20 protein-coding genes and 1 riboswitch are annotated in these 22,847 nt (G+C 46.9%); of the genes, 9 read left to right on the top strand and 11 right to left on the bottom strand.

The window, feature by feature from the left end; translation table 11 throughout:
• Nucleotides 1–16: 16 nt before the first annotated feature.
• The 4 genes from HFE01_RS10760 to HFE01_RS10745 all read left to right on the top strand — a co-directional run bounded on the left by HFE01_RS10760 (nt 17) and on the right by HFE01_RS10745 (nt 4,970).
• Complete coding sequence (locus HFE01_RS10760; RefSeq protein WP_017428616.1) at nt 17–1,075, top strand: ABC transporter ATP-binding protein; 1,059 nt, start codon at nt 17–19, stop codon at nt 1,073–1,075.
• Nucleotides 1,076–1,103: 28 nt separating this feature from the next.
• Nucleotides 1,104–2,825 carry an adenine deaminase C-terminal domain-containing protein gene (locus tag HFE01_RS10755; RefSeq protein ID WP_045244688.1) on the top strand — a complete coding sequence of 574 codons (1,722 nt, stop codon included), beginning with the start codon at nt 1,104–1,106 and terminating at the stop codon, nt 2,823–2,825.
• A gap of 354 nt (nt 2,826–3,179) precedes the next feature.
• Nucleotides 3,180–3,656, top strand: coding sequence for a Dps family protein (locus HFE01_RS10750; protein ID WP_016822762.1), 477 nt, complete (start codon nt 3,180–3,182; stop codon nt 3,654–3,656).
• A gap of 150 nt (nt 3,657–3,806) precedes the next feature.
• Complete coding sequence (locus tag HFE01_RS10745; protein ID WP_016822763.1) at nt 3,807–4,970, top strand: nitric oxide synthase oxygenase; 1,164 nt, start codon at nt 3,807–3,809, stop codon at nt 4,968–4,970.
• Between the two features lie 24 nt (nt 4,971–4,994).
• On the opposite strand, the gene HFE01_RS10740 is transcribed toward HFE01_RS10745, so the two are convergent.
• Nucleotides 4,995–5,156, bottom strand: coding sequence for a hypothetical protein (locus HFE01_RS10740; RefSeq protein ID WP_017428612.1), 162 nt, complete (start codon nt 5,154–5,156; stop codon nt 4,995–4,997).
• Between the two features lie 121 nt (nt 5,157–5,277).
• Between HFE01_RS10740 and HFE01_RS10735 the strand changes: the two genes are divergently transcribed.
• The gene (locus HFE01_RS10735; protein ID WP_016822764.1) at nt 5,278–5,736 is read left to right on the top strand and encodes a hypothetical protein; all 459 of its coding nucleotides are present in this window, start codon (nt 5,278–5,280) and stop codon (nt 5,734–5,736) included.
• Between the two features lie 68 nt (nt 5,737–5,804).
• Here HFE01_RS10735 and HFE01_RS10730 read toward each other — a convergent pair whose 3' ends face one another.
• From HFE01_RS10730 to HFE01_RS10710, 5 genes are all read right to left on the bottom strand, one after another.
• Nucleotides 5,805–6,242: an AbrB/MazE/SpoVT family DNA-binding domain-containing protein gene (locus HFE01_RS10730; protein ID WP_013373561.1), complete on the bottom strand. Its 438-nt coding sequence runs from the start codon at nt 6,240–6,242 to the stop codon at nt 5,805–5,807.
• 185 nt (nt 6,243–6,427) lie between these two features.
• Nucleotides 6,428–7,147 (bottom strand): 3-ketoacyl-ACP reductase, encoded by a 720-nt coding sequence (locus HFE01_RS10725; protein ID WP_016822765.1) that lies wholly within the window; start codon nt 7,145–7,147, stop codon nt 6,428–6,430.
• A 117-nt stretch (nt 7,148–7,264) separates the two neighbouring features.
• On the bottom strand, nt 7,265–8,116 hold the full coding sequence (locus tag HFE01_RS10720) for a DUF4097 family beta strand repeat-containing protein (protein WP_017428576.1): 852 nt from the start codon (nt 8,114–8,116) through the stop codon (nt 7,265–7,267).
• A gap of 4 nt (nt 8,117–8,120) precedes the next feature.
• Nucleotides 8,121–8,672 carry a DUF1700 domain-containing protein gene (locus HFE01_RS10715; RefSeq protein WP_017428577.1) on the bottom strand — a complete coding sequence of 184 codons (552 nt, stop codon included), beginning with the start codon at nt 8,670–8,672 and terminating at the stop codon, nt 8,121–8,123.
• The gene (locus tag HFE01_RS10710; protein ID WP_016822768.1) at nt 8,665–8,994 is read right to left on the bottom strand and encodes a PadR family transcriptional regulator; all 330 of its coding nucleotides are present in this window, start codon (nt 8,992–8,994) and stop codon (nt 8,665–8,667) included. The genes HFE01_RS10715 and HFE01_RS10710 overlap by 8 nt, the downstream gene beginning before the upstream one ends.
• Before the next feature lie 380 nt (nt 8,995–9,374).
• Between HFE01_RS10710 and HFE01_RS10705 the strand changes: the two genes are divergently transcribed.
• On the top strand, nt 9,375–9,908 hold the full coding sequence (locus tag HFE01_RS10705; protein WP_031462403.1) for a DUF6985 domain-containing protein: 534 nt from the start codon (nt 9,375–9,377) through the stop codon (nt 9,906–9,908).
• An 87-nt stretch (nt 9,909–9,995) separates the two neighbouring features.
• Here the strand turns inward: HFE01_RS10705 and metE are convergent, their stop codons facing one another.
• From metE to HFE01_RS10685, 4 genes are all read right to left on the bottom strand, one after another.
• Nucleotides 9,996–12,314: a 5-methyltetrahydropteroyltriglutamate--homocysteine S-methyltransferase gene (gene metE / locus HFE01_RS10700; RefSeq protein ID WP_167437890.1), complete on the bottom strand. Its 2,319-nt coding sequence runs from the start codon at nt 12,312–12,314 to the stop codon at nt 9,996–9,998.
• A gap of 159 nt (nt 12,315–12,473) precedes the next feature.
• A riboswitch (cobalamin riboswitch) is annotated at nt 12,474–12,669 on the bottom strand.
• 189 nt (nt 12,670–12,858) lie between these two features.
• Nucleotides 12,859–13,356 carry an anaerobic ribonucleoside-triphosphate reductase activating protein gene (gene nrdG, locus HFE01_RS10695; protein ID WP_167437889.1) on the bottom strand — a complete coding sequence of 166 codons (498 nt, stop codon included), beginning with the start codon at nt 13,354–13,356 and terminating at the stop codon, nt 12,859–12,861.
• On the bottom strand, nt 13,353–15,302 hold the full coding sequence (locus HFE01_RS10690; RefSeq protein ID WP_031462401.1) for an anaerobic ribonucleoside triphosphate reductase: 1,950 nt from the start codon (nt 15,300–15,302) through the stop codon (nt 13,353–13,355). Before HFE01_RS10690 ends, nrdG begins: the two co-directional genes overlap by 4 nt.
• Nucleotides 15,303–15,594: 292 nt before the next feature.
• A complete protein-coding gene (locus tag HFE01_RS10685) occupies nt 15,595–16,065 on the bottom strand; it encodes an AbrB/MazE/SpoVT family DNA-binding domain-containing protein (RefSeq protein WP_017428580.1) in 471 nt (156 codons plus the stop codon).
• Nucleotides 16,066–16,297: 232 nt separating this feature from the next.
• On the opposite strand from HFE01_RS10685, the gene HFE01_RS10680 reads away from it, so the two are divergent.
• Entirely contained in the window at nt 16,298–19,219 is a 2,922-nt protein-coding gene (locus HFE01_RS10680; protein ID WP_102997484.1) for a glycoside hydrolase family 3 C-terminal domain-containing protein, read from the top strand.
• 66 nt (nt 19,220–19,285) lie between these two features.
• On the top strand, nt 19,286–19,783 hold the full coding sequence (locus HFE01_RS10675; RefSeq protein ID WP_016822775.1) for an Rrf2 family transcriptional regulator: 498 nt from the start codon (nt 19,286–19,288) through the stop codon (nt 19,781–19,783).
• Between the two features lie 88 nt (nt 19,784–19,871).
• Here the strand turns inward: HFE01_RS10675 and HFE01_RS10670 are convergent, their stop codons facing one another.
• On the bottom strand, nt 19,872–20,963 hold the full coding sequence (locus HFE01_RS10670; protein WP_017428583.1) for a diguanylate cyclase: 1,092 nt from the start codon (nt 20,961–20,963) through the stop codon (nt 19,872–19,874).
• Nucleotides 20,964–21,185: 222 nt separating this feature from the next.
• On the opposite strand from HFE01_RS10670, the gene HFE01_RS10665 reads away from it, so the two are divergent.
• Entirely contained in the window at nt 21,186–22,820 is a 1,635-nt protein-coding gene (locus HFE01_RS10665) for a spore germination protein (protein WP_016822777.1), read from the top strand.
• Nucleotides 22,821–22,847: the final 27 nt, after the last annotated feature.

Here is a 22,847-nt window from a genome sequence, read left to right as displayed (position 1 = left end):
TGGAGGCTTCAACCTTATGGCACTGCTTACTCTGGATCGCGTTTCGGTCGCTTATGACAACCAACTGATCTTGCAGGATTTCGATTTGCAGCTCGAACGGGGGCAATTGCTCTCGTTGCTCGGACCGAGTGGTTGTGGCAAAACGACTACACTTCGTCTTATTGCAGGATTTCTCGAAGCTAAACAAGGAACATTTTTGTTTGGTGATAAGGATTATACCCGGGTTCCAGTGAATAAACGGAACTTCGGTTTTGTATTTCAAAGTTATGCGCTTTTCCCGCATTTGTCAGTTTTTGATAATGTAGCCTTTGGTTTACGCTTGCGTAAAGTAAAAGAAGATGATGTAAAACGACGCGTTATGACTATGCTGGATACGGTGAGCCTGGGGGGATTCGAAAAACGTTTCCCCGGCGAATTATCAGGCGGGCAGCGTCAACGTGTCGCGATTGCACGAGCGCTTGTAATTGAACCCGATCTGCTGTTGTTTGATGAACCTCTGAGTAACTTAGATGCTAACCTGCGTGTGAATATGCGCGTAGAAATCCGCCGTATTCAACAGGAACTGGGCATCACTACCGTATATGTATCGCACGATCAGGAGGAATGTTTTTCGATTTCTGACCAGGTTGCGATTATGAATAAGGGGAACATCGAGCAATTAGATGCTCCATCGACCATTTTTAAATATCCGACGACCGAATTTGTCGCCCGCTTTATTGGGTTTAATAATTTTCTAAGCTTTGACGAGCGCACTGAAGAAGGGGAACGTATTCGACTGAATACAGGCGACCTTTCGTTTAGTGTAGTACGTAATCAGGGTACAGTCCAACCGGGTGCTCGCCAAGGCGCTATTCGCCCGGATGATTTGGTCATTCGAACAGAAGGCAACGAGACAGGAGAAAATGAGCTTCCCGGTGTCATTAAGGTAAGTACGTACCTAGGACGCAGCTATCAGTATGTGGTAGAGACAGCGAAAGGAAACTTTACGGCTAATCAGGAAATGGATACGCCTTACTTGAGTGGTCAACGGGTTACCCTGCATTTTCCGGCAGACAAAATGGTGCTGGTCCAATAATCAGCGGGTTCGATGAAGGAGATACATCATGCGTGCAGACAAAATGATTTTACAAGTTAAGGTGTATAACAGTTACTACAAGACGTTCGAGGAAGGCAATGTGGCTATACTTGACGGCAAGTTTATGTATATCGGTCAGCGCGGTCTGGAGTCTTTTGAGGCTGCTGAAATTGTGGAGGGGCACGGGAAATATATGATTCCCGGCCTAATCGACATCCATCTGCATATCGAAAGCACAATGGTGACACCAGCAACCTTTTCCTATGGACTCATTCGCAATGGGGTCACGACGATTGTACCAGAACCGCACGAAATGGCGAATGTTTTCGGACTGGAAGGCATTCAGGAAATGATGGAGGCCAGCAAAGATTGCGTGGCTGATATGTTTTACGGAATTCCTAGCTCTGTTCCAGCGACGCCTTTGGAAACCTCAGGGGGTGAAATTGACATCCCCGAAATTGATGCTTTGTTGCAAACGGGTGAGATGATCTGTCTGGGTGAAATTATGAATTATGTGGATGTCATTCGTGATCCGGAGAGCAAGACGAACCGCATCTTACGCCACGTTCGTGAAAACTACCCAGAGCTGATCATTGAAGGCCATACGCCGCAGTTGCTTGATCTGGATCTGCATCAGTTGATCTATGCAGGAATAGGCTCAGACCATACCCACCAAAGCATTGAGGGTATGAAGGCCAGAATGGCCGCCGGGATGTTTATTGAGATCCAGGAAAAATCCATGACCCCTGAGGTGATGGACTATCTCATTCAGGAAGACGTGGCACAACATTTTTGCTTCGTAACGGATGATGTGATGCCGGACTCTTTCGTAGAGCGAGGGCATCTGAACCACATCGTAAGTAAAGCGATCGGGATGGGAATGAAGCCTGAGGATGCGATTTATGCAGCGACGTATACTCCTGCTGCCCGGATGCGTATGCATGACCGCGGGACCATTGCGCCAGGGAAAATAGCCGACTTCGTGCTGCTATCGGATCTGGAGCAATTTGATGTAGAGCAAGTCTATAAGGACGGACTCAAGGTATTCGATAAATTCGAGGAATACCATCAGGCACCGGTAAAAAGTTGCTTTCCCGCCCACTTTTATCAAAGTGTGAAGCTCAATCCGCTTACGGAGCAGGACTTTACTGTAAAGTTGGATGTAGCTGATGGCGCACATCCATGCCGTATTATGATGGTCAAGGATGGATCTACTTTTACAAGCGAGCGGATTGCACCTGCACAAGTAGAGCAGGGTGAACTGGTATGGGAACATGGTGAACATGGACTCATTGCTACGTTTGAGCGGTATGGCAAGAACGGCAACCGTGCTTACGGTTTGATCGGGGGAGATACGATTAAACGCGGGGCAGTGGCAACCACCTATTCGCACGATAACCATAACTTGTTGGTCGTGGGGCATAACAAGCAAGATATGATATTGGCCGCGAATACGGTTTTATCCAGCCAAGGGGGCTTTTGCGTAGTTGAAAATGGCAAGGTGCTGTCCCATTTACCGTTAACGGTGGGCGGAATTTTAACAGAAGGACCACTAGAAATGGTTGCTGCCCATGTGAAGGAACTGCGTTCAGCCTTACTGTCGCTGGGCTATCGCCATTACAATCCAATCATGTCGCTCAGTACTCATTCTTTGCCAGTTAGCCCGGCTTTGAAAATTACCGATCATGGCTTGATTGATGTAAATGCAGGCAAAGTTGTATCCTTAATCGTGGAACCTTCTGAAATATAAGAATAAAAGTAGAGCTGATCCATTGCGGGTCGGCTCTTTTCATTATTCAACAGACAAAATTAACATCTTGTAGAGGCTTATTGTTGTAACCTATTTATGATGCGTTGGGAGTACTTGATGAATATTAATCAATTGGCAACTTCACATAATCTTCATGATTAAACTCTAATAAAGTGCTTGAAAAACAGTAACATAGTGTTATAATTAAAACAGGATTTAGATTAAGTCTAAATTAATCGCTAAATATTTTTTAGCTTTACGCATGGGATTTAGAAGAAAATCAGACACTACTGCTAGCGAGTATCAAGCATCACTCAACTATACTATGAATCATAACGAGAGGGGATTTTACACATGAGTACATTAAATCATACGAACGCACCTACACAAGAGGCAATTCAAGAACTGCACAAGGCATTGAACCGACACGTGGCTACTTGGTCTGTATTGTACACAAAACTGCATTATTTCCACTGGTATGTAAAAGGACCTAAATTCTTCACACTGCATGCTAAATTCGAGGAGCTTTACAATGAAGCAACAGCTAATCTGGATACGATTGCCGAACGTTTGTTGGCTATTGGCGGCCGTCCTGCTGCGACCTTGAAGGAGCATTTGCAACTGTCAGCTATTCAGGAGTCCGCAGGCGAGCAGACAGCTGAAGATATGGTGAAGTCCGTTGTAGCCGATTTTAAAACGATTACTATTGAACTGGCTAATGGTATGGAAGCGGCAGAAGCGGCACAGGACAAAGCGACAGAGGATCTTCTGAATGGCTTGAGAGAAGAAATGGATAAACATATCTGGATGCTTAGCGCATATCTGGGATAAGTTTCTGGGAGTGTTTTCCACGGATATGGAGATCAGGTGAACAAGATATACATCCCGTTGGTTCCGGCCTGCTACTGGAGTATAATGACAAAGAAGCATGGAAGACCACAGGCTCATAAGGAAGTGAGCTGCCGGGATGGGGTGTAGGTTATGGAAGTGAAACAACAGCTTTTGCATGAAGCGGAGCAGTTTATATATACATGTTATGAGGAGCTGGGTCGAAGCCGCGATGATGCGGAAGCCCGGCTTCTTCATATTCGTCACGACATAGAGACTACTGGAACATACGATCATACTTATGAAGAGCTGGAACACGGGGCACTTATGGCTTGGCGGAATAGCAATCGTTGTATCGGTCGATTGTTTTGGGACAAGCTATTGGTCAGGGATGCACGTGGAGCGTCAGATGCGACGCAAGTAGTTCACGAGCTATTGGAGCATATCCGTATAGGAACGAACGGCGGTAAAATTAAGCCAACGCTTACTGTATTTCGCGCCTCCCAGCCGGGACAGCCGAATATTCGTATCTGGAACCATCAACTCATTCGTTACGCTGGATATGAAACGGATCAAGGGGTCATCGGGGATCCAATCTCGGTGGATTTCACCAATGCTTGTAGGGATATGGGGTGGCAAGGAGCGATGACTGCTTTTGATGTATTGCCGCTGGTTGTGGAAGCGGGGGGTCAGCCTCCCAAGTTCTTTGATATTCCTGAACATTTGGTGATGGAGGTGCCTATTGAGCATCCAGAACTCTCTTGTATAGCCACTCTGGGATTGCGCTGGTATGCTGTGCCTATGATTTCGGATATGACACTGGAGATTGGTGGTATCATCTATACAGCAGCTCCGTTTAACGGCTGGTATATGGGGACAGAAATCGGTGCCCGTAATTTTGCGGATACCTTTCGTTATAATATGTTGCCACAGGTGGCAAAACTGATGGGGCTGGATACGACGAGTGAAACAACGCTATGGCGTGATCGGGCGCTGGTGGAGTTGAACATTGCTGTGCTGCATTCTTTTAAAAAAGCAGGGGTCAGCATTGTCGACCATCATACCGCAGCGGCCCAATTTAAGTTGTTTGAGGAACGGGAAGCCAAGGCTGGCCGCGCACTGACAGGTAATTGGACGTGGTTGATCCCACCATTATCCCCAGCAACCACACATATTTTTCATAGTTCTTACGATAATCGGCTTGTGAAGCCGAATTTTGGAGTTCAGGAAAAGCCGTATATGACGAGACAGGCTAAACCAACAACAGATGTAGCGCTGCCGGAAAAGCCGCAAGGTTGTCCTTTTCATTCTGGTTAACCTAACGGGAGACTAATTGCTGGATCAGGAATCCGGTTTATCCCCGACAACGATCAATAGGGTCGCGATCGGCCCTATAAGTAGTGAGAGCGCAAACCAGTTAAGTCTGCTCCGATTTTTGGACTGTGCCAAGCCGGCATTAATAAGGGCAAGTGTTCCCCAGCCTAAATAATAATCTTCTGGCATGGTATTCTCCTTTGTAAAAAGGTATAATATCGTACTGTGTATTGTATGAGAACATTCATAATTTCATAAGTTATATCGTAAATATAACTTTATATTTCTTGGTTTGAGGAGCGAAGCTAAGTTGGAGAGAAATCAGGCAGAGCGCATTGTCGCTGAGCTTTTGGAACGGGCTGCTATAGGCGTAACAGTGAAGCTGGAGAAACGTTTTCCTGGTGGACGGCTGATTGGGGGCAAATATGCTATGCATGCTCACGCCATTACCATGTATACGGATGTTATTGAAACACAATGTTTACAGATGTTCGGCAGCGCGGATCGAGTTGAGGAGTATTTTACGGTTGTGCTTGCGCATGAGATCGGGCACGCCGCCGATACTGAATTAGAGGGTCTCTCCGATGCGATGGAGCAAGAGGACATGATCGGGACCCGGCAACGGCTTGCGCTGCAAATTGAGGAAAACGCATGGAACTATGCGCTTAGACTGGTGCCTGAAATAGAAGCAACGTTTATTTCTGCTGTAATAGACGAGTCCCTGCTTGCCTATCGAGTCCCGATTATGGAGCAGTCTGACATTGCGTAATAATGAATGATCCCAGAGCCGTCAGGCTCTTTTTTTATTATTTTAACAAACGAGGTGGACGGAAAGATTCAAAGGAGTAGCTTTTTAAGCTGTGACACGCGTCCTTGAGATAATTCCAGCATTTCGGCTAATTCCTTTTGAGATACATTAGGATACTCCTCCATGAGCTGCTTTAGTTTATTCAGAAGCTCATTCTGATTTCTGTAGCTCCTTCTTTTCTTCGGCTGGACAGGACGTGCTTCACTCAAATGACTGGAGGGATTATCGCTCTTCAGGTTCTCAATACAACTCTTGCATATCAGATGATCTCTGAAATAGCTTAAATGATCAACGGCACCACAAAAATAACAAGAAACCCCCGTATACTTGCGAATCATCAGTCCCTCTGGTGTAATAAAAAAATCGAGAGCATCTCCAATATTAATATTCATAGAGGTGCGCAGTTCTTTGGGTAGCACAATGCGTCCCAAATGGTCTAGTGGTCGTGTCATTCCTGTATTCTTCATCATTTTTCCCCTTTCTTGGAATGCGCTTATGGTTGCTGGAATTGTATGTTATGTATGCTGGAAGTACAAAGCGCTTATATTACAGTTTGTTTTGGTATAGCTATCCTAAAAAAAGCTCCGGCATGACGAACAATTACGTCTGCCGGAGCTTGGTGCAGCCAATGAATCTAAGATGTCATGTCGAATTACTGTGGGTTGGTTGTCCAAATGCCAGCTACTTTTAATTGAACCCGTGGCGGCAGCTTCAATGCAGCTAATGTCAGATCGGCCAAATCCTGCGGCTGAAGCATGCGGTCCTCGTCACCAATATTCAATCCCGCATTTACCGCCAATTCTGTATTGACCGTGCTTGGAGTCAGCGCGGTTACCCGAATATTGGATTTGCGAACTTCCTGCATCAGTGCTTCCGTGAAGCCCATCAAAGCAAATTTGGATGCGCAATATGCCGAGCCTGTTGCAAAACCTCGTTCCCCTGCTGTGGAGGAAATGTTAATAATATTTCCGCTCTGTTGCGCCAGCATGCTTGGAAGAGCGGCGTGTGTAACATAATAGGTTCCCATCAGGTTTACGCGAATAATACGTTCCCACTCTTCGGGGTCCATATCTGCGACTGTGCCGAAGGTGGCGATGCCTGCATTGTTGATCAAAATATCGACGGCACCCAGCTCATGCTCCAGTGAAGCTACAGCAGCAGCGGCCTGTGTACGATCCGATATATCTGCAACAGCACTCACCACTTTCACACCGTATGTACTCCCCAGTGAATCCTGCAGCTTTTGTAGGTCGGTCAATGTGCGTGAGATTAACCCCAGATTAACGCCTTCCTTGGCCAAGGTCTCGGCAATTGCCTTACCAATTCCTTTGCTGGCTCCTGTAATAATGGCTGTTTTGTTTTTAAGTTCCATCCAGTCTCCTCCTTATCACTATATAACGTGGTTGTGCATCTGAGCACATGGTTACATTATACTAGGTTAAACCCCTTGAACCAAACTTCGCCTGATGAGACATTATGTAGTAGCCTCCTATTTGGAAATATCAATATCCCCTGAAGTGGTTTCGACCTTGATCACGCTCGCGGCGCCGGGAACAGATTCGGGAGTGTTTATGCTTCCAGAGTCAGAGTGGACATTATAGACACCTTTAAAATCGAGAGCCTGCTTAATATTTACATCACCGGAATCAGAATTCACTTCCAAGTTGGATACGGTGCGTTGCGTAATATTAGATTCCCCTGAGGTTAGGGATAGAAGGCCGTTACCGCTATAATCGCGGATGGTGACATCTCCTGAAGTAAGCTTTAGCTCCATATCTGCTGTAAGCTGATTGGCTATAAAGTTACCGGATGTTAGATTTGCGATCAGGTGGGTACTTCGGAGGTTTGTAATCTCGGCAGTGCCTGAGGTAGCAGTAATAGAAGTATTCTCCACGGAGGCATCTTGAAGTTTTACATTTCCTGAATGTGTATCTACCTGCAGATCAGCTAGTGTTTCCCCAGCAGGCATCTCTACAGTAATCGTTTGATCCAAATCAGGGGTAAACGAAAGGAATGACAAGGAAGGGGCCGGCTTCGATTGAATGGTAAGCTTACCGTTCTCAATTCGGGCATTATGAATCTGGTCGGCTACTTTTGTCTGAACTTCTCCGCTGATGCGTATCGTACCTTGGTCGCCAGAGCCAGGAGTGAACAAAATAGAAACATCATCAGAACTGTCCACTTTCAGGTTTTGAAGCTGACCACGTGTGAATGTCCATTTTTTATTTATAGCTGTTGTTTCTTTCATTACTTGTTGATTCCATGGAGCACCGTAGACCACCATTCCGGCTACACCGATGACAATGCACAATCCAGCTGCAATAAACCACATTTTATTCATGTTGTTAGTAAGCTCCCCTCAGGGTAGTCTGATTCCATTTCCAGTATCGCACTGTGCCCTTTACCATAAGGAGTAGGAGATAACGTACCCCAGGCAGCAGCAATAGCCCCATACCTGTTAACGTGATGGAGAAGAAGAATTTGGTCGGGTAAAAGGTGCTGTTGAGCGCATAATCAGTGACGGCGAGTAGAGGGGCTGCAACGAAACTGACCGCCACTGCGGTTAATGAAGCCCATACCGCCCATAGGGTAGCTAGAATCGGGATGGAGATCAACAAGTTGAGAAACAGCAGCCCTAAGAAAGTAAAAAGATTGCGTGCGAAGCTTCCTTGGCGAAGTGGAGGGGAAGCGTTCCAGCCTACATTGGGAACATCCAATGCTTCTCGGGCAATATCCTCTGGGTTCCCCAACTCATGGGCAATTTCAGTTTCGCTTTTTCCATTGGCCAAGCCGTAGTCAAAATGCTGGCTCAAATCACTAAGCAACTCATGGCGTACCTCTGCAGGGAGAGGAGATAGGCGCTGCTCCACCTCTGTAAGAAACTGTTTTCTATTCATCAGGATCTCCTTCCTTCAGTAGGCTTGCGACATGATGGACAAAATCATTCCATTCCCGTGTAAGTAATCTTGTATAATGGCTGCCGGTATCGGTCAGCCGGTAATATTTACGGGGCGGGCCCTCGGTCGATTCCTGTAAATACGTCGTGCAGTATCCCTCGGATACCAGACGGCGAAGCAGTGGATATAGGGCTCCCTCTGCTACTTCGATATGACGGGAGACGGCTTGAGCCAATTCGTAGCCATAGCGGTCTCTACGTCCAATTAGAACTAGAACGCATAGTTCCAGTACCCCTTTTTTGAATTGGATGTTCACATTCACGAGCGATGCTCCCTTCCTGATGTAATCATAATTCATAGGTGTCGTTCGGAATAAGGGGAAGAAACGTGTGTTTGTGCATAATTTGTCACGGGTACTGATTATAAATCAGTAGTCAGGTATAATTTAACATCATGTACTGATTAATGCAAGGTACTAAATTTTTAATAATAAAATCTTCGGGTCAAAATGGGCTGGTTTTCTTTCTTGAAGGCTTACATGAATAGCGAATCTTGTAGAATAAAGTAGTTTCATTTGGAAATTCCTCGATTTCTGGCTGGAAACACCCATAGAATGTTACTTTAATTTCATTCATTAAAATGATAGATTGTAAAGTGTTCAATAGAGTTAAAGATTACCTATGATGAAGAGGTGGATAAAGGATGGACTGGAAACACTGGTATAGGGAATTGGAACAGGATGATGAGACTTGGGATGTGTCGGAGGAGGTTGTACTACGTGGTGTGGTACATCTTGATTTTTGCGGGCAGCCATCGGAGGTAGAAGCTGAATTTATCGTGGGAGCCGACTCTGAAGAACAGGCACAGACTATAGAAGAACCTACAGAGCTGCAAAAAAAGACATGGGAGACGTATATGGCATGTTCGTCAGCAATCCATCCTCAAGTATTGGAGTCCATATACCATCATTATGTAGACATCGTGGAAAAGTATCGGAAGGCATACAGCTCATGGGGAGAGGACCCTAATGAATATGCGCCTTATGTGGAGCGACCAGAGCAATTGCTGGATCGAATGCAGCTTATATCTATACTGATTTCCGACTCATCGGAAAAGGATGAACTATATTTGAATTTTAATTGTTCCTGGGATCGAGAGCATGGCTTAGGTATACATCTGAAGCAGCTAAAAATCGAGCACATTCAAGGTTTATATACATTATATGACTTGGAATAAAGAACTCCCTTCCGGTCTCTAATAGAAAGACCGAAAAGGGAATAGGATATGATGGATATAATAACGTGATTGGATACGATAAAAATATTAGTTGGATACAGACAGCACGGCTCGGGCTGCTTGAGCCGCCTGTACCATTTGCCGCAACGCGGCGACAGATTCCTCCTTGGTGCGGGTTTTCAGCCCACAGTCTGGATTAACCCAGAACAAATCTGCTGGCAGTACGCGCAAGGCACGCTGAATCATGCTTAGCATTTCTGATTCATCAGGAATGCGCGGGCTGTGGATATCGTACACGCCCAGACCGATGCCTTTGTCGTACACCTGATCCTCAAAGCTAACAATCAATTCACCATGACTACGAGAGGTTTCAATAGAAATCACGTCGGCATCCATGTCTGAAATGGACTGGATCATATCTTGGAATTCGGAATAGCACATGTGTGTATGGATTTGAGTCGCAGGTTCAACAGTGGCCGTGGTCACAAGGAAGGCTTGAACCGCCCAATCCAGATAGGCCTGCTGTTGTTCTTTTTTCAACGGGAGCCCTTCGCGAATTGCGGGTTCATCCACCTGAATCATGCTAATACCCGCTTGTTCGAGTGCCTCTACCTCTGCCCGTAATGCCAGAGCTAATTGCAAAGCAACTTGCCTGCGTGGAATATCATTACGTTCAAAGGACCAGTTCAAAATGGTCACAGGGCCTGTAAGCATTCCTTTAACTGGCTTGGAGGTTAACGATTGGGCAAATGCCGTCTCTTCTACAGTCATTGGTTGATCGAACGACACATCTCCGTAAATAATCGGCGGTTTAACACAGCGGGAGCCGTAAGATTGCACCCATCCGTTTTGTGTAAAAGCAAAGCCTTTTAGTTTTTCGCCAAAAAACTCAACCATGTCAGTCCGTTCAAATTCCCCATGTACAAGCACATCTATGCCAATGTCCTCTTGGATATCAATCCATTCCTTGATCTGCTGCTGGATGAATGTCCGATATTGCTCGGCAGACCATTCTCCTTTGCGATAGTGCAGACGGGCCTTGCGAACCTCAGCAGTTTGCGGGAAGCTGCCGATGGTCGTCGTAGGCAGTGGGGGTAACTTCAGCCTATTTTGCTGAATTATACGGCGCTCGGCGAAAGGAACGCTGCGTGATAGTGGCTCCTTTGCCAACAGGTCGGCCAAATCGGCAGCTGTCTGTACCCTTGCCGCTGAGCTGTTGAAGCGGGCTACCGCTTCCGCACTTTGCTCAAGCTTGGCAAGTGCGGATGGATCATGCTTACCAAGTGCAGCCGTCAAGACTGCGATTTCATCCAGCTTTTCATCGGCAAAGGCTAGGGCATGCACCAGCTCTCGGTCCAGCTTGTGCTCTGCTTCCAGACTGACCGGCACATGCAGCAGACTGCACGATGGCTGCACGATAAGCTGTTCTGCATTGATTTGTTCTGCTAACTGGCCCAACAGCGCAGCCACGGCATTCAGGTCGCTGCGCCATATATTGCGCCCATCAATGACACCAGCACCCAGCGTTTTCCCTTTGGGGAAGCCATGTCGCGATATATGCTGGACATTTTCGCCATCATCATAGACAAAATCAAGACCCAGTCCCTGGACCGGAAGTTCAGTCAGACGCTCATAATGATCTAGGCTACCAAAGTAGGTTTGCAGCATGATGTTTAAGGAGGGAGCAGCTTGGGTCAAAGCTTCATAGACCTCCTGAATAATCTCCAGATCCTCTGCCGGGAATGAGGTGGTCAGGACAGGTTCATCGATTTGGACCCATTGAACGCCTTCTGCTGCTAGCTCTGACAAGACTCGGGCGTATAAAGGCTGGAAGGTTCGTATAATAGAAGCGAGATCCTTACGATCATAGCCTTTGGATAAAACAACAAATGAATAGGGGCCGATGAGAACCGGTTTACCGTCAATGCCTAGCTCTTGCTTTGCTTCACGATAAGCGAGTAAGGGCTTATTTTCAGTGAGCACTGGAGCCGCATTTTCCAATTCGGGAACGATGTAGTGGTAATTGGTATTCATCCATTTGGTCATTTCGCTGGCGGTAGCTCCCTTCTGCCCACGTGCTATCCCGAAATACACAGACAGAGGAACCGGACCTGTAGGACGATAGTTGAACCGTTCGGGTACGAGACCGAACATCACAGATGTATCCAGCACATGATCGTAATAGGAAAAGTCTCCGACAGGAATGCGATCAATCCCTTTGTCACGTTGCTTGCTCAGATGCTCCAGCCGCAATCTTTTCATCTCACTATGCAGTTCACTTTCGTTAATACTACCCTGCCAGAAGCGCTCCAGTGCTTTCTTCCATTCCCGGTTCCCGCCGATTCGCGGATATCCCAGATTACTGCTAGTCAAACCGGACAATGTAGATCGTTCGTTAATGGACATGTAGGTTTTCCTCCTAAGTGGTAGCCAGTTTATTTTTACGTACCAAAAAAGGCATTCTGTCCCCAAGGCTAAAAATAAGTAGGGGAAAGAATGCCTCCGCGATTAAAATTCAAAAATACGGCGACTGCTCTTAACACCTCCCTATCTTCCGTAGGTACTGCGATGTTGTTAAAATAGGCAGGTCTCCTGACTTACGGATCATGACGTTCAGCATCCCTTCCCGGTCTGTGGACCAGTGGGTGTATGAGCAGCTGAACATTCCCCGTTTACAGTGGCGGGACCGTCCCGGATTTGCACCGGCTTCCCTTTTAAGTCTGATCTGAATAGAACAGACACCTATTTCCAAACTATGCGATTAAGGTATGACGAATAATTATGCACTCGTATACTTGTTCACCATCATAAGTGAAACTCACAGGATGTGCAATAGAAACAGTAATAGAAACTGGAGTGGAATCTGTTAGTTATATGCAAAAAAGACAAGCCCGACCTATCGTGGGGGACTTGTCTTTGGTATAGCATCTTGCTAAGTAGAACATCGCCTTTAAGCTAATGAAACGGTGTAACCTGCTTGAGTACTGGCTTTCACATCTACCAGGCGCTGATTACGGCTGCCCCGAAAGGGGAGGGTCAGATCTTTTTGCTGTTCAACAAAACGGCCATCTACAATCACGTCACACAATTGCGCCAGCTCCTGTCGCTCCTGATCCATGAGCAGATCTTCGTAGATAAAGCCTGTGTAGGCCCAGACGGTTCGGTCGGGACAAGCCGCGCGGAAGTTACGTACAAATTGCGAGCATTCTGCTGCTGAGAAAAAAGGATCTCCCCCGCAGAGAGTCAATCCGTCCAACAGCGGATTATCCATGATATCACGGATGACCTCCTGTTGACGCTCGGGCGTGAATGGCTCCCCTGCGCGAAAGTTCCACGAAGCTGGATTAAAGCAGCCGGGACAGGCATGGCGACAACCGCTAATGAATACGACGGTGCGCAGGCCGTATCCTTCATTCAGAGATTCCGGAATATAGCCGCACAAATTCACTTATGCTTCACCCGGTCGCGAACTTCGGCTTGCTTGGCAGCATTAAAACGAACGGTATAATCACCTGTCAGATATCCGGTTACCCGACGTAAACGCTGAAAGTGCGTGTGTTCCTCATCCGTGCCGCATTGAGGACAGCTTGTCCCGATAATTCCTTCATAGCCGCATTCCGTACAACGATCCACCGGATGGTTGATGGAGAAGTAGCCAATGTTCTGATGCAGCGCGTATTGAACAATTTTAAGAAACGCCTCCGGGTTATTCCGCGCATTACCGTCCAGCTCAATGTATGAAATTGCACCCGCATTACATAGATTATGGAACGGAGCCTCCAAGCTGATTTTACGAGCAGCCGGGAGCTTGTAATACACCGGAATATGAAAGGAATTCGTGTAATATTCCCGGTCATTGACCTCAGGAATAACTCCGAAGTCACGTTGGTCCAGCAATGTGAACTTGCCAGACAATCCTTCGGCAGGTGTCGCGAACAATGTAATATTTAGATTGTGGTGTTCACTCATTCGATCACAATACACGCGCATGGAGGTGATGATTCGCTGTGCTTCACGGTATACAAAATCATCCTCTCCGTGGTGTTTTCCGTATAATGCTTTCATACACTCAGCCAGCCCGATAAATCCGATCGAAAGCGTACCGTGCTTTAGGACGCTTCCCACCTTCTCATCAGGTGCCAGTTCTTTTCCGCCTTCCCATACCCCTTCGCGCATCATAAAGTCCGAGGCTTTGGCTGGCTGGCTGGTCTGGATATGATAGCGATGGATTAGACCGTCCACTGCAATTCGCATAACCTCTTCCAGTCTCGCGTCAAAGCGGTCACGGTCAGGTGTCAGACGCTTGCCTGTGCAAATACCATATTCAATCCCGAGCCGTACCAGATTAATAGTATTAAATGAGAGATTACCCTTGCCGCTCTGGCGGTTTCTGCCGAAACGGTCAGAAATGGTACGGGTACGGCAGCCCATCGTGGCAATGATGGTATCCGGGTCATCTGCGCGGTAATAAGGCAGATTGAAGGTAGCATCCACATTCACAAAGTTGGGATACATCCGCTTGCTGGAGCATTCTACCGCTTTTAAGAACAAATCGTAGTTGACATCGCCTTCTGCCTGGTTGACTCCTTTTTTACATTGGAAAATATGTTGTGGGAAAATAGGAGTTTCCCCGCTGCCCAGTCCACGAATCGTGGCTTCCAGCAACGATTGCGAAACAAGCCGACCTTCAGCAGACGTACACATCCCGTAATTCAGTGAAGTGAATGGAATTTGCCCCCCTGCCCGACTGCTCATCGTGTTCAGGTTATGAATGAGCGATTCCGCCGCCTGCCGGGTTTCTGTCTCTGTCTCTTCGCGTGCGAATGAGTATGAACGAGGGCAGACCTCTTGCAAGTGAGTATTGGCTAAATGCAGCTCGTCGTCAGACCAACGGGAGTCTAGCTCTTCCTCGAACAGCCGGAGTCCTTTGCGCAGATGCTTGCGGAAGGAACGAGCAACGTATGGAGCAAGATCCCAATCTATTTTATTGGCAGAGACACCACCAAATTGGCTATTTTGTTGAGACTGGAATATGATGGCGACCAGTGCCATAGCAGACATAATTGTTTGTGGTGTGCGTACAGAGCCATTGCCTGTATTGAAACCGTCTTGTAGCAAACGACCAAATGGAATAAAGATACAATTTGTAGTTCCGAGCGCATATTGGTCCAAATCGTGAACATATACATACCCATGGTCAATCGCGTCTGTTAATTCAGGCGGAAGTACACGCAGGCGCGCATACCATTTGGCATATTCCGAGCCAAGCTTGCTCATTTTGCCGCTGAACGATTCTCCATTTAAATTTGCATTCTCCCGCAGCATGTCCAGATCTTGTGCCCCAATGACTCGCTCACCGATGTCGTATAATTGATGTTCCTCCAGCACCTTCATCGTAAAACCCTCCATATAGTAAAAAATATATATTTTTCACAAAAACAACATATTGATGATATCTAGTGATAACCAATTGTTTCGATCTATATATTGTATATACGTAGACATTGAGAGTATGTGACTATTGTCACATTGATAGAGGCGGGAAGCAGGAAAAGGCCAGGTATAGAATAAGGGACACATCCACAGATATGCACCTTACTCTATACCTGGCCATTGTAGTTACAGTGAAATAAGTAGGTTTTCGAGTACATCGTATATGATATTGGGAAAAAAATTTTTAGAAGGTTTAGAGCAGCTTTTTCAGTTGGGACACACGGCCTTGGGAAATATCGAGCATTTCTGCATACACTTTTTGTGGCAGGTTCGGATGTTCCTGAATCAGCTTGCGGAGCTTTTTTACCATTTCACCTTGTTGCACTCTGGAATGCTTGGGCTGCCAGGTAGTGTTGGCTTGGTTCGATTTGGTATGTTCTTGAGCCTGGATGGCATCGTTGCTTGTGGCATGTACATGTTCATCGTTCTTTAATAACTGGATGCAATCAGCGCAAATAAAGCTGTCCCGAAAATAAGTTAAATGATCCACTGCGCCGCAAAATTTGCAGGAGACACCCGTGTATTTCCTTAATACAAATCCTTCTTCATCTACGAAGAATTCAAGCGAATCACCGATATTGATATCCATAGTGGTGCGCATTTCCTTAGGGAGTACAATTCGCCCCAGCTGATCCAGAGGCCGTGTCATTCCGGTATTTTTCATCAGCGCTTCCTCCTTCAATGATATATCCTGATTATACCAAAAAATATCATTTTTAGCTTTATATAAGAAAAAGAAATTGCAACTTTTTTTCTCGTATGCCGCGGTTTGTATTTCATCCAATTTAGGATGTTTTCGGTATTGTTGCTGGTGTAATCCTTTTTCGTTATGATATATTAAAGCGCTTTCGTGCATAACTTTTTATCATCTTAATGAAGCTAAGGAGATGACGGATTTGAGTCATGAAACAACGGGTATCGAATATTTATTTCAAGATCCGAAGATTCAACTAGATGAGCGTGTACGGGATCTCGTGTCGCGACTAACCTTAGAGGAAAAGATCGAATCTATGCTGCAATACCAGCCGGCCATTGACCGTTTGGGAGTTGCAGCTTACAAGCACGGTACGGAAGCAGCACACGGGATAGCCTGGTTGGGAGAGGCCACTTCATTTCCTCAGCCTGTGGGTTTGGCCTGTACTTGGGATACGGAGTTAATGCGTCAGATCGGCTCTGTTATTGCAGATGAGGCGCGTGTCTACTATCGTCGTGATCCAAAATTGAACGGTCTTACCCTGTGGGCGCCTACAGTGGATATGGAGCGTGACCCAAGATGGGGAAGGAATGAGGAGGCCTACGGCGAAGACCCGTATTTGACGGGAGAATTGTCGAAGGAGTTAGTCAAAGGGATACAGGGTGATCATCCGGTATATTTGAAAGCGGTTGCGACGTTAAAACATTTTCTAGGTAACAATAATGAAGTGGACCGGGGTATTGGCTCCTCCAGCATAGACCCACGAAACCTGCGAGAATATTATCTAAGAGCATTTGAGAAGCCTTTTACGGAGGGCGGAGCCCAGTCGATGATGACTTCTTACAACTTGATTAACGGGACGCCTGCTACGTTATACCATGGTGTTAACGATATTGTCAGAGGCGAATGGGGAATGGACGGCTTTGTCGTAAGTGATGCGGGTGATGTGATGGGGATTGTAAACGACCATCAATATTACGTTTCCCATACGCCGGGCGTGGCTGAATCTATTCGCGCTGGAATTGACAGCATTACCGATGATGCAGAGCTCTCCAAGCAGGCGATTCGAGAAGCTTTGGAGCAGGGCTCGCTACAAGAAGAGGACTTGGATCGGGCATTGTTCCATACGTTCCGTGTTCGTTTTCGTTTGGGGGAATTTGATCCGGCGGCAGACAATCCATATGCCTCCATCGGGGAAGAGGCTTTAATGACAGAGCAAGCCCGTGCATTGTCGTTGCGTGCGGCGAGGGAGCAGATCGTACTGCTCAAAAATGAGCAAAAGCTTCTGCCATTGAACCCTGCCCAGTGCGGCAAAGTAGCGGTCATTGGTTCGCATGGCAATGAGGTGTTCCGCGACTGGTATTCCGGTACGCTGCCTTACCGGGTTACACCGCTGGAGGCGATTCGTGCCAAGCTGGAAAGCGGGGGCGCGGAGGAACGTGTCGTGTACTCCGATGCCAAAGATCGTGTGACCTTGACGGCATCGACTGATGGCGCGAAGCTCATAGTTAATTCTTCTGGCGATATGCGCCTGTCCCAGGGTGGAGAGCCAACGGTATTGACCATGACAGATTGGGGCTATGGCAGCGTGACACTGCATGATGAACATCTGGGTACCTATGTGACGAGCGATGAGGAGACGCTTCGTGTGACAGCTGCTGAAGCGTATGGCTGGTATGTTAAAGAGGTCTTTGGACTGACTCCTGTAGAACAAGGAGAGCATCTGTGGACCACGTGGAATGGTAAGCCAGTGATCGCAGGAACGGAAGGCTCCTTAAAGGTGATGGAATCCGCAACTCCTGCATCTAACGTCACAGACTCCGACCGTACGACTTTCCGTATTGAGACGGTATCGGATGGCTTGGCGGAGGCGATAGCCGCTGCGCAAGCGGCAGATACAGCGATTGTATTCGTTGGAAATCACCCGCTCATTAACGGAAAAGAAGAGAATGATCGCCCAGGCCTGGAACTGGCTGCTTCCCAGCAACGACTTATCGAGGAAGTATATCGCGTCAATCCGAATACGATTGTGGTTCTGACGGGCAGCTATCCATTTGCGATTCCTTGGCTTCAAGAGCATATTCCAGCGATCGTATATACGTCTCATGCGGGACAAGAGCATGGTACAGCCATAGCGGATGTATTGTTTGGAGATTACGCACCCGCAGGGCGTCTGAACATGACCTGGGTTCAGAACGAGGATCAATTGGGTGATATCAGGGATTATGATATTATTCGTGGCGGTCGTACCTATCAATATTTTGAAGGTGAACCGTTATATCCATTTGGACACGGGCTAACGTATTCGCCATTTGAATATAGTGATCTGCATACAGACGCCCATAAGGATAACGTTAAATCTATGGCTACACTTGACGCCGCAGATGCTATCCAGGTGTGGGTAGATGTGACGAATCGAGGGGGAGCTGCTGGTGAAGAGGTTGTACAACTATATGTACGCTCTGAAGCCTCGCGCGTAAAGCGCCCGTTGAAGACACTGTGTGGATTTCAACGCATTCGCTTGGAGCCAGGTGAGACGCGAACGGTCTCTTTTACGGTTCGGGTAAAGGATTGGGCGATTTGGGATGTCACACGGGATTGTTATTGCGTTGAATCGGGTGAATATACACTGCTGGCAGGTGCCTCCTCAGCAGATATTCGATTGGAGCATCCTGTGTACGTTCGAGGTGAAGTTATTCCACCACGGCAAGCTGGACCAAGGATACGAGCTGAAAACTTTGATGATTGCTTCGACATCCTGCTGGATGAAAGCAAGGAGCAAAGGGAGGCCTGTGTACGTCCCCGTTCACCGCAACGTTCTGGTTGGATTGCTTTTCATGGCGTAGACATGAATACGGTGAGTGTAGCCGAGTTTCAGTGCCGCGTGTCAGGCAACAGCAGTGATGCAGCCATTGAACTGCATTTGGATGGGCCAGACAGCCAAGCTGTGGCACGCATCAATGTGGGTAATACAGGAGGGGCACAAGCATGGGTGACACTCTCGGAAAAGGTACAGTCAGCCTCCGGCATCCGGGATGTTTATCTGTCACTTAGTGGAGAAGTACGACTAGGTCATTTTACTTTGGGCGCTAGGGATCCAGAGGGTTCCGGCTTTCAGGCTTGAACTTACATCTGACATCACGTACAATGCATTCAACGAAGTTTCTACAGCTTAGGGGTGTCATCTCATTTGAATAGTGAAAAAAGACTACGCACCGCAACGCCCAAATGGCTTGGAATTGCGGTAAAGGCGCTTGTCTATTTGGAAAAACACGGGGAGCTTTGTGCCAGCGGCTCTATTGCCCGCTCCATTGATTGCGAAGTCACTTTGGTGCGCAGAGTGCTGACACGGCTTGTGCAGGCTGATTTGATTGCAGCACGTGAAGGGCGCGAGGGAGGTTATGTGCTTACCCGTTCAGCGGATCATATTACACTTGCTGATATATACCACGCCATTGAAATATGTGATCCCATTTTCCCGGGGATGATGCATGAACCGGAGACGAACCCTTTTTGCGGGGAGTTGGCGATCGCCGTATCTGAGATTTTAGCTGAGAGTGAACGTCGTATGCTGGAAGTATGGGAATCTCATACGCTTGCTTCGCTCGCCAAGCGTACATCCCTTGTGGTGGGGAATTGCAATCATACTGAAGATAAGGATGCCAAGTCACCTTCCCCTAGGGATTAACATCTTTTCTTTTTAAAAGGATAATAGCCGATACGATCCTCAAGAGAGGGTTGTATCGGCTATTTCTGTGTAAGGGTCATGCCTCAAGTTATATTTCATAGGAGCAAACCCGATTACGTCCTGCTTTTTTAGCTTCATATAATGCTTTGTCCGCCTGTTCCAGCAGGGCTGCTCCGGATATATCTTCTCCTGTACCAGGGAAGGTGGTCACGCCGATGGACACGGTGACTTTAAGAATAAGTCCGTCCGCTAAAACAAACTCGTACTGATTTACTCCGCTAAGAATCTGATTAGCTATGCGTAATGCTTGCCGAAAAGCACAATTCGGCAAGAGTACGGTGAATTCTTCTCCCCCGCTGCGAGTGACTACATCATTAGTACGGCACTTTTCCATTAAAATCTGCCCAAGCTGACGCAGCACTGTATCGCCTGCGGCATGTCCGTAGGTATCGTTGACTTTCTTGAAGTGATCAATATCCAACACCAGTACAGATAAGTGCTCATGACGTTGACGAGCTTGAGGGAGCTGTTCTTCCAATGAGAACTCAAGCTGTCTTCTATTGCTTAAATTAGTGAGATGGTCTGTGTAGGAGGTATGCTCCAGTCGAAGTAACAGCTCATTGGATGTGTTGATAGATTCAGCAATGAGGTACAGAAGACATCCGCCGACCATGGAAATGAAGAATTGGAGCGGATACACGTGCAGAACATCATCGAGATTTTTCAAATTTATCATAAGGGGACAGAATATAATGCCCAAAGCAAAAACATTCATCATAATCAGCTTGGGTAAACGCGACCAGGACAAATGTGACAGTACAGCACACCCCAGACCAGCGAGCAGTATAAAAATGGCGCCTACGATGGCTTGAGTGTTGATACCAAACAGCAATAGTCTGCCTAAACATATAAAAAGCGTTGCCATAAGCGCAGCTGGGGCGCCGATATAAGTTGCGGTAGCTACGATAGCCAGATGTCGAAGATCAGCGATGGTATTAAATCCTACTGGAATGGAGTAGTACATGATAACAATGCCATAGCACCCAAAAAGAGCGCCACCAATCCAATGTACCTTATGCGTTAAGGTGTGTAGACGGATTTTATACCTTTGTGAAACAAGACCGGTTATGTACAAAAAGGTGACAAGGATACAGGTATTTACAAAAAACGTACTAAACAAGATGTTAACCCTCCCGAGAGGCATATTCCTTCATTTTATCAAAAAGAACTGACATTAGGCTTAAAAAATTAAAAATTTATTCAAATTTATTACGCTGGGTTTGCTTAAAACGTTTCGATCGAGTGCTTGGTGCATAACTGGGAACAGATTGAGCATACTCCAAAGATACATTAATTAGGAAATAGGTAGTGTACTGTTGCCATTTGGAGAGGAGGTTTGCTCATGATTCGCTATCCCTATCGCAAACATAATAGAAAATCGGGTGTGGATAAGAAGAATGGAAATTCTCCGCGCTATTTAAAAATCGAGGCTTGTTTGGAAACCAACTTGCAGCAAGTTAAGGAGTTGACGTCAGATAGCCCAGACTTTCTGATTCGCCGCTTTAAAGTGGGCCTTAGGGCGGATGTCCCCGCCGCTATTGTGTTTCTAGATAGTATGGCCAAAACGGATACGGTGAATGAACTCATCATGAAATCCATGCTTAGCCGCCCATCTGCTGAGGTAGCTGTGGAGGTGGAGAGCGCAGAGGCGCTGTACACAAAAATACAGAGTCACGCGCTTGCACTTGGAGAAGTGAAGGACTGTGATGATTGGAATTCCATGATGAAGCAATTGTTAATGGGGGACACAATCATCTTATTGGAAGGCTGCGAAAAAGCCATTGCGTGCGGTACACGTGGGGGAGAGACACGCGCTGTCAGCGAGCCAACAACCCAGACAGTCGTCAGAGGACCAAAAGATGGATTTGTGGAATCTCTGTTCACGAATATTTCTCTGGTTCGGCGACGGATTAAAAGCTCTGATCTTACACTGGAAATGTTTCAAGTGGGAAGCACGTCTCTCACGAATGTGGCCATGCTATACATGAAGAATATTGCGAATCCACGTGTCGTAGAGGAGGTTCGTAAACGGATAGAAAGCATCAACATTGACGCTATATTTGAGTCCGGCATGGTTGAGGAGATGATACAAGAAAATCATTTCACACCCTTCCCAACGATCTTTAACACGGAAAGACCTGATACCATCAGCAGCAATATTATGGAGGGCCGAGTGGCGCTCATTATAGACGGAAATCCGTTTGTATTGGTGATGCCCACAGTGTTTGCTCAATTTTTCCAGAACTCTTCGGATTATGAAGAGCGTTACGATATGGCGACTGTTGTTCGGCTCATTAGATATATCAGCTTCATTATTCTTATTCTAGGGCCTTCTCTCTACATTGCTTTAACAACATATCATTATGAAATGATACCGACTCCATTGCTGATTAGCATATTAGCTCAGCGGGAATCCGTTCCTTTTCCGGCATTTCTAGAGGCGTTAATTCTGGAGATCACCTTTGAGATTTTGCGTGAGGCAGGTATCCGAATGCCGCGTGCGGGTGGCCAAACGGTATCCGTTATAGGAGCGCTTGTGCTGGGTCAAGCGGCTGTGGAAGCCGGAATTGTCACCCCGCTGCTCACGATTGTAGTAGCCCTGACGGGGATAGCCAGTTTCGCAATCCCAGCCTACAACATGGCAGTAGCCGGGAGATTGTGCCGATTTATTTTCATGATCCTGTCTGCGTTCATGGGCCTATACGGCATTACATTGGGGCTGATTGCGCTAATTGCTCATATGAACAGTCTGAGTTCCTTCGGGGTGCCCTACATGGCGCCTTTTAGTCCTTTTGTGCTGGAGAGTCAAAAGGATGCCGTATTGCGACTCCCATTCTGGATGATGAAGAAACGTCCTAAAAGCATTACGTCTAAGAACCAGAAACGAATGAAGGATGGAAGCGGAAATTCCCCTTCGGATAAAACCACGCCGATGCAGGAGGGGGGCAATCAGGGTGTATCAGGGGAAGAGGAATGAACAAAGTGCTGTAACCTTTAAGGGGAG

It is taken from the genome of Paenibacillus sp. EKM10P (assembly GCF_011800655.1).
In the GTDB taxonomy this organism is placed as follows: Bacteria; Bacillota; Bacilli; order Paenibacillales; family Paenibacillaceae; genus Paenibacillus; species Paenibacillus polymyxa.
The sequence above is the reverse complement of the archived record's forward strand: the minus strand, read 5'-3'. Positions and strand labels throughout refer to the sequence as shown.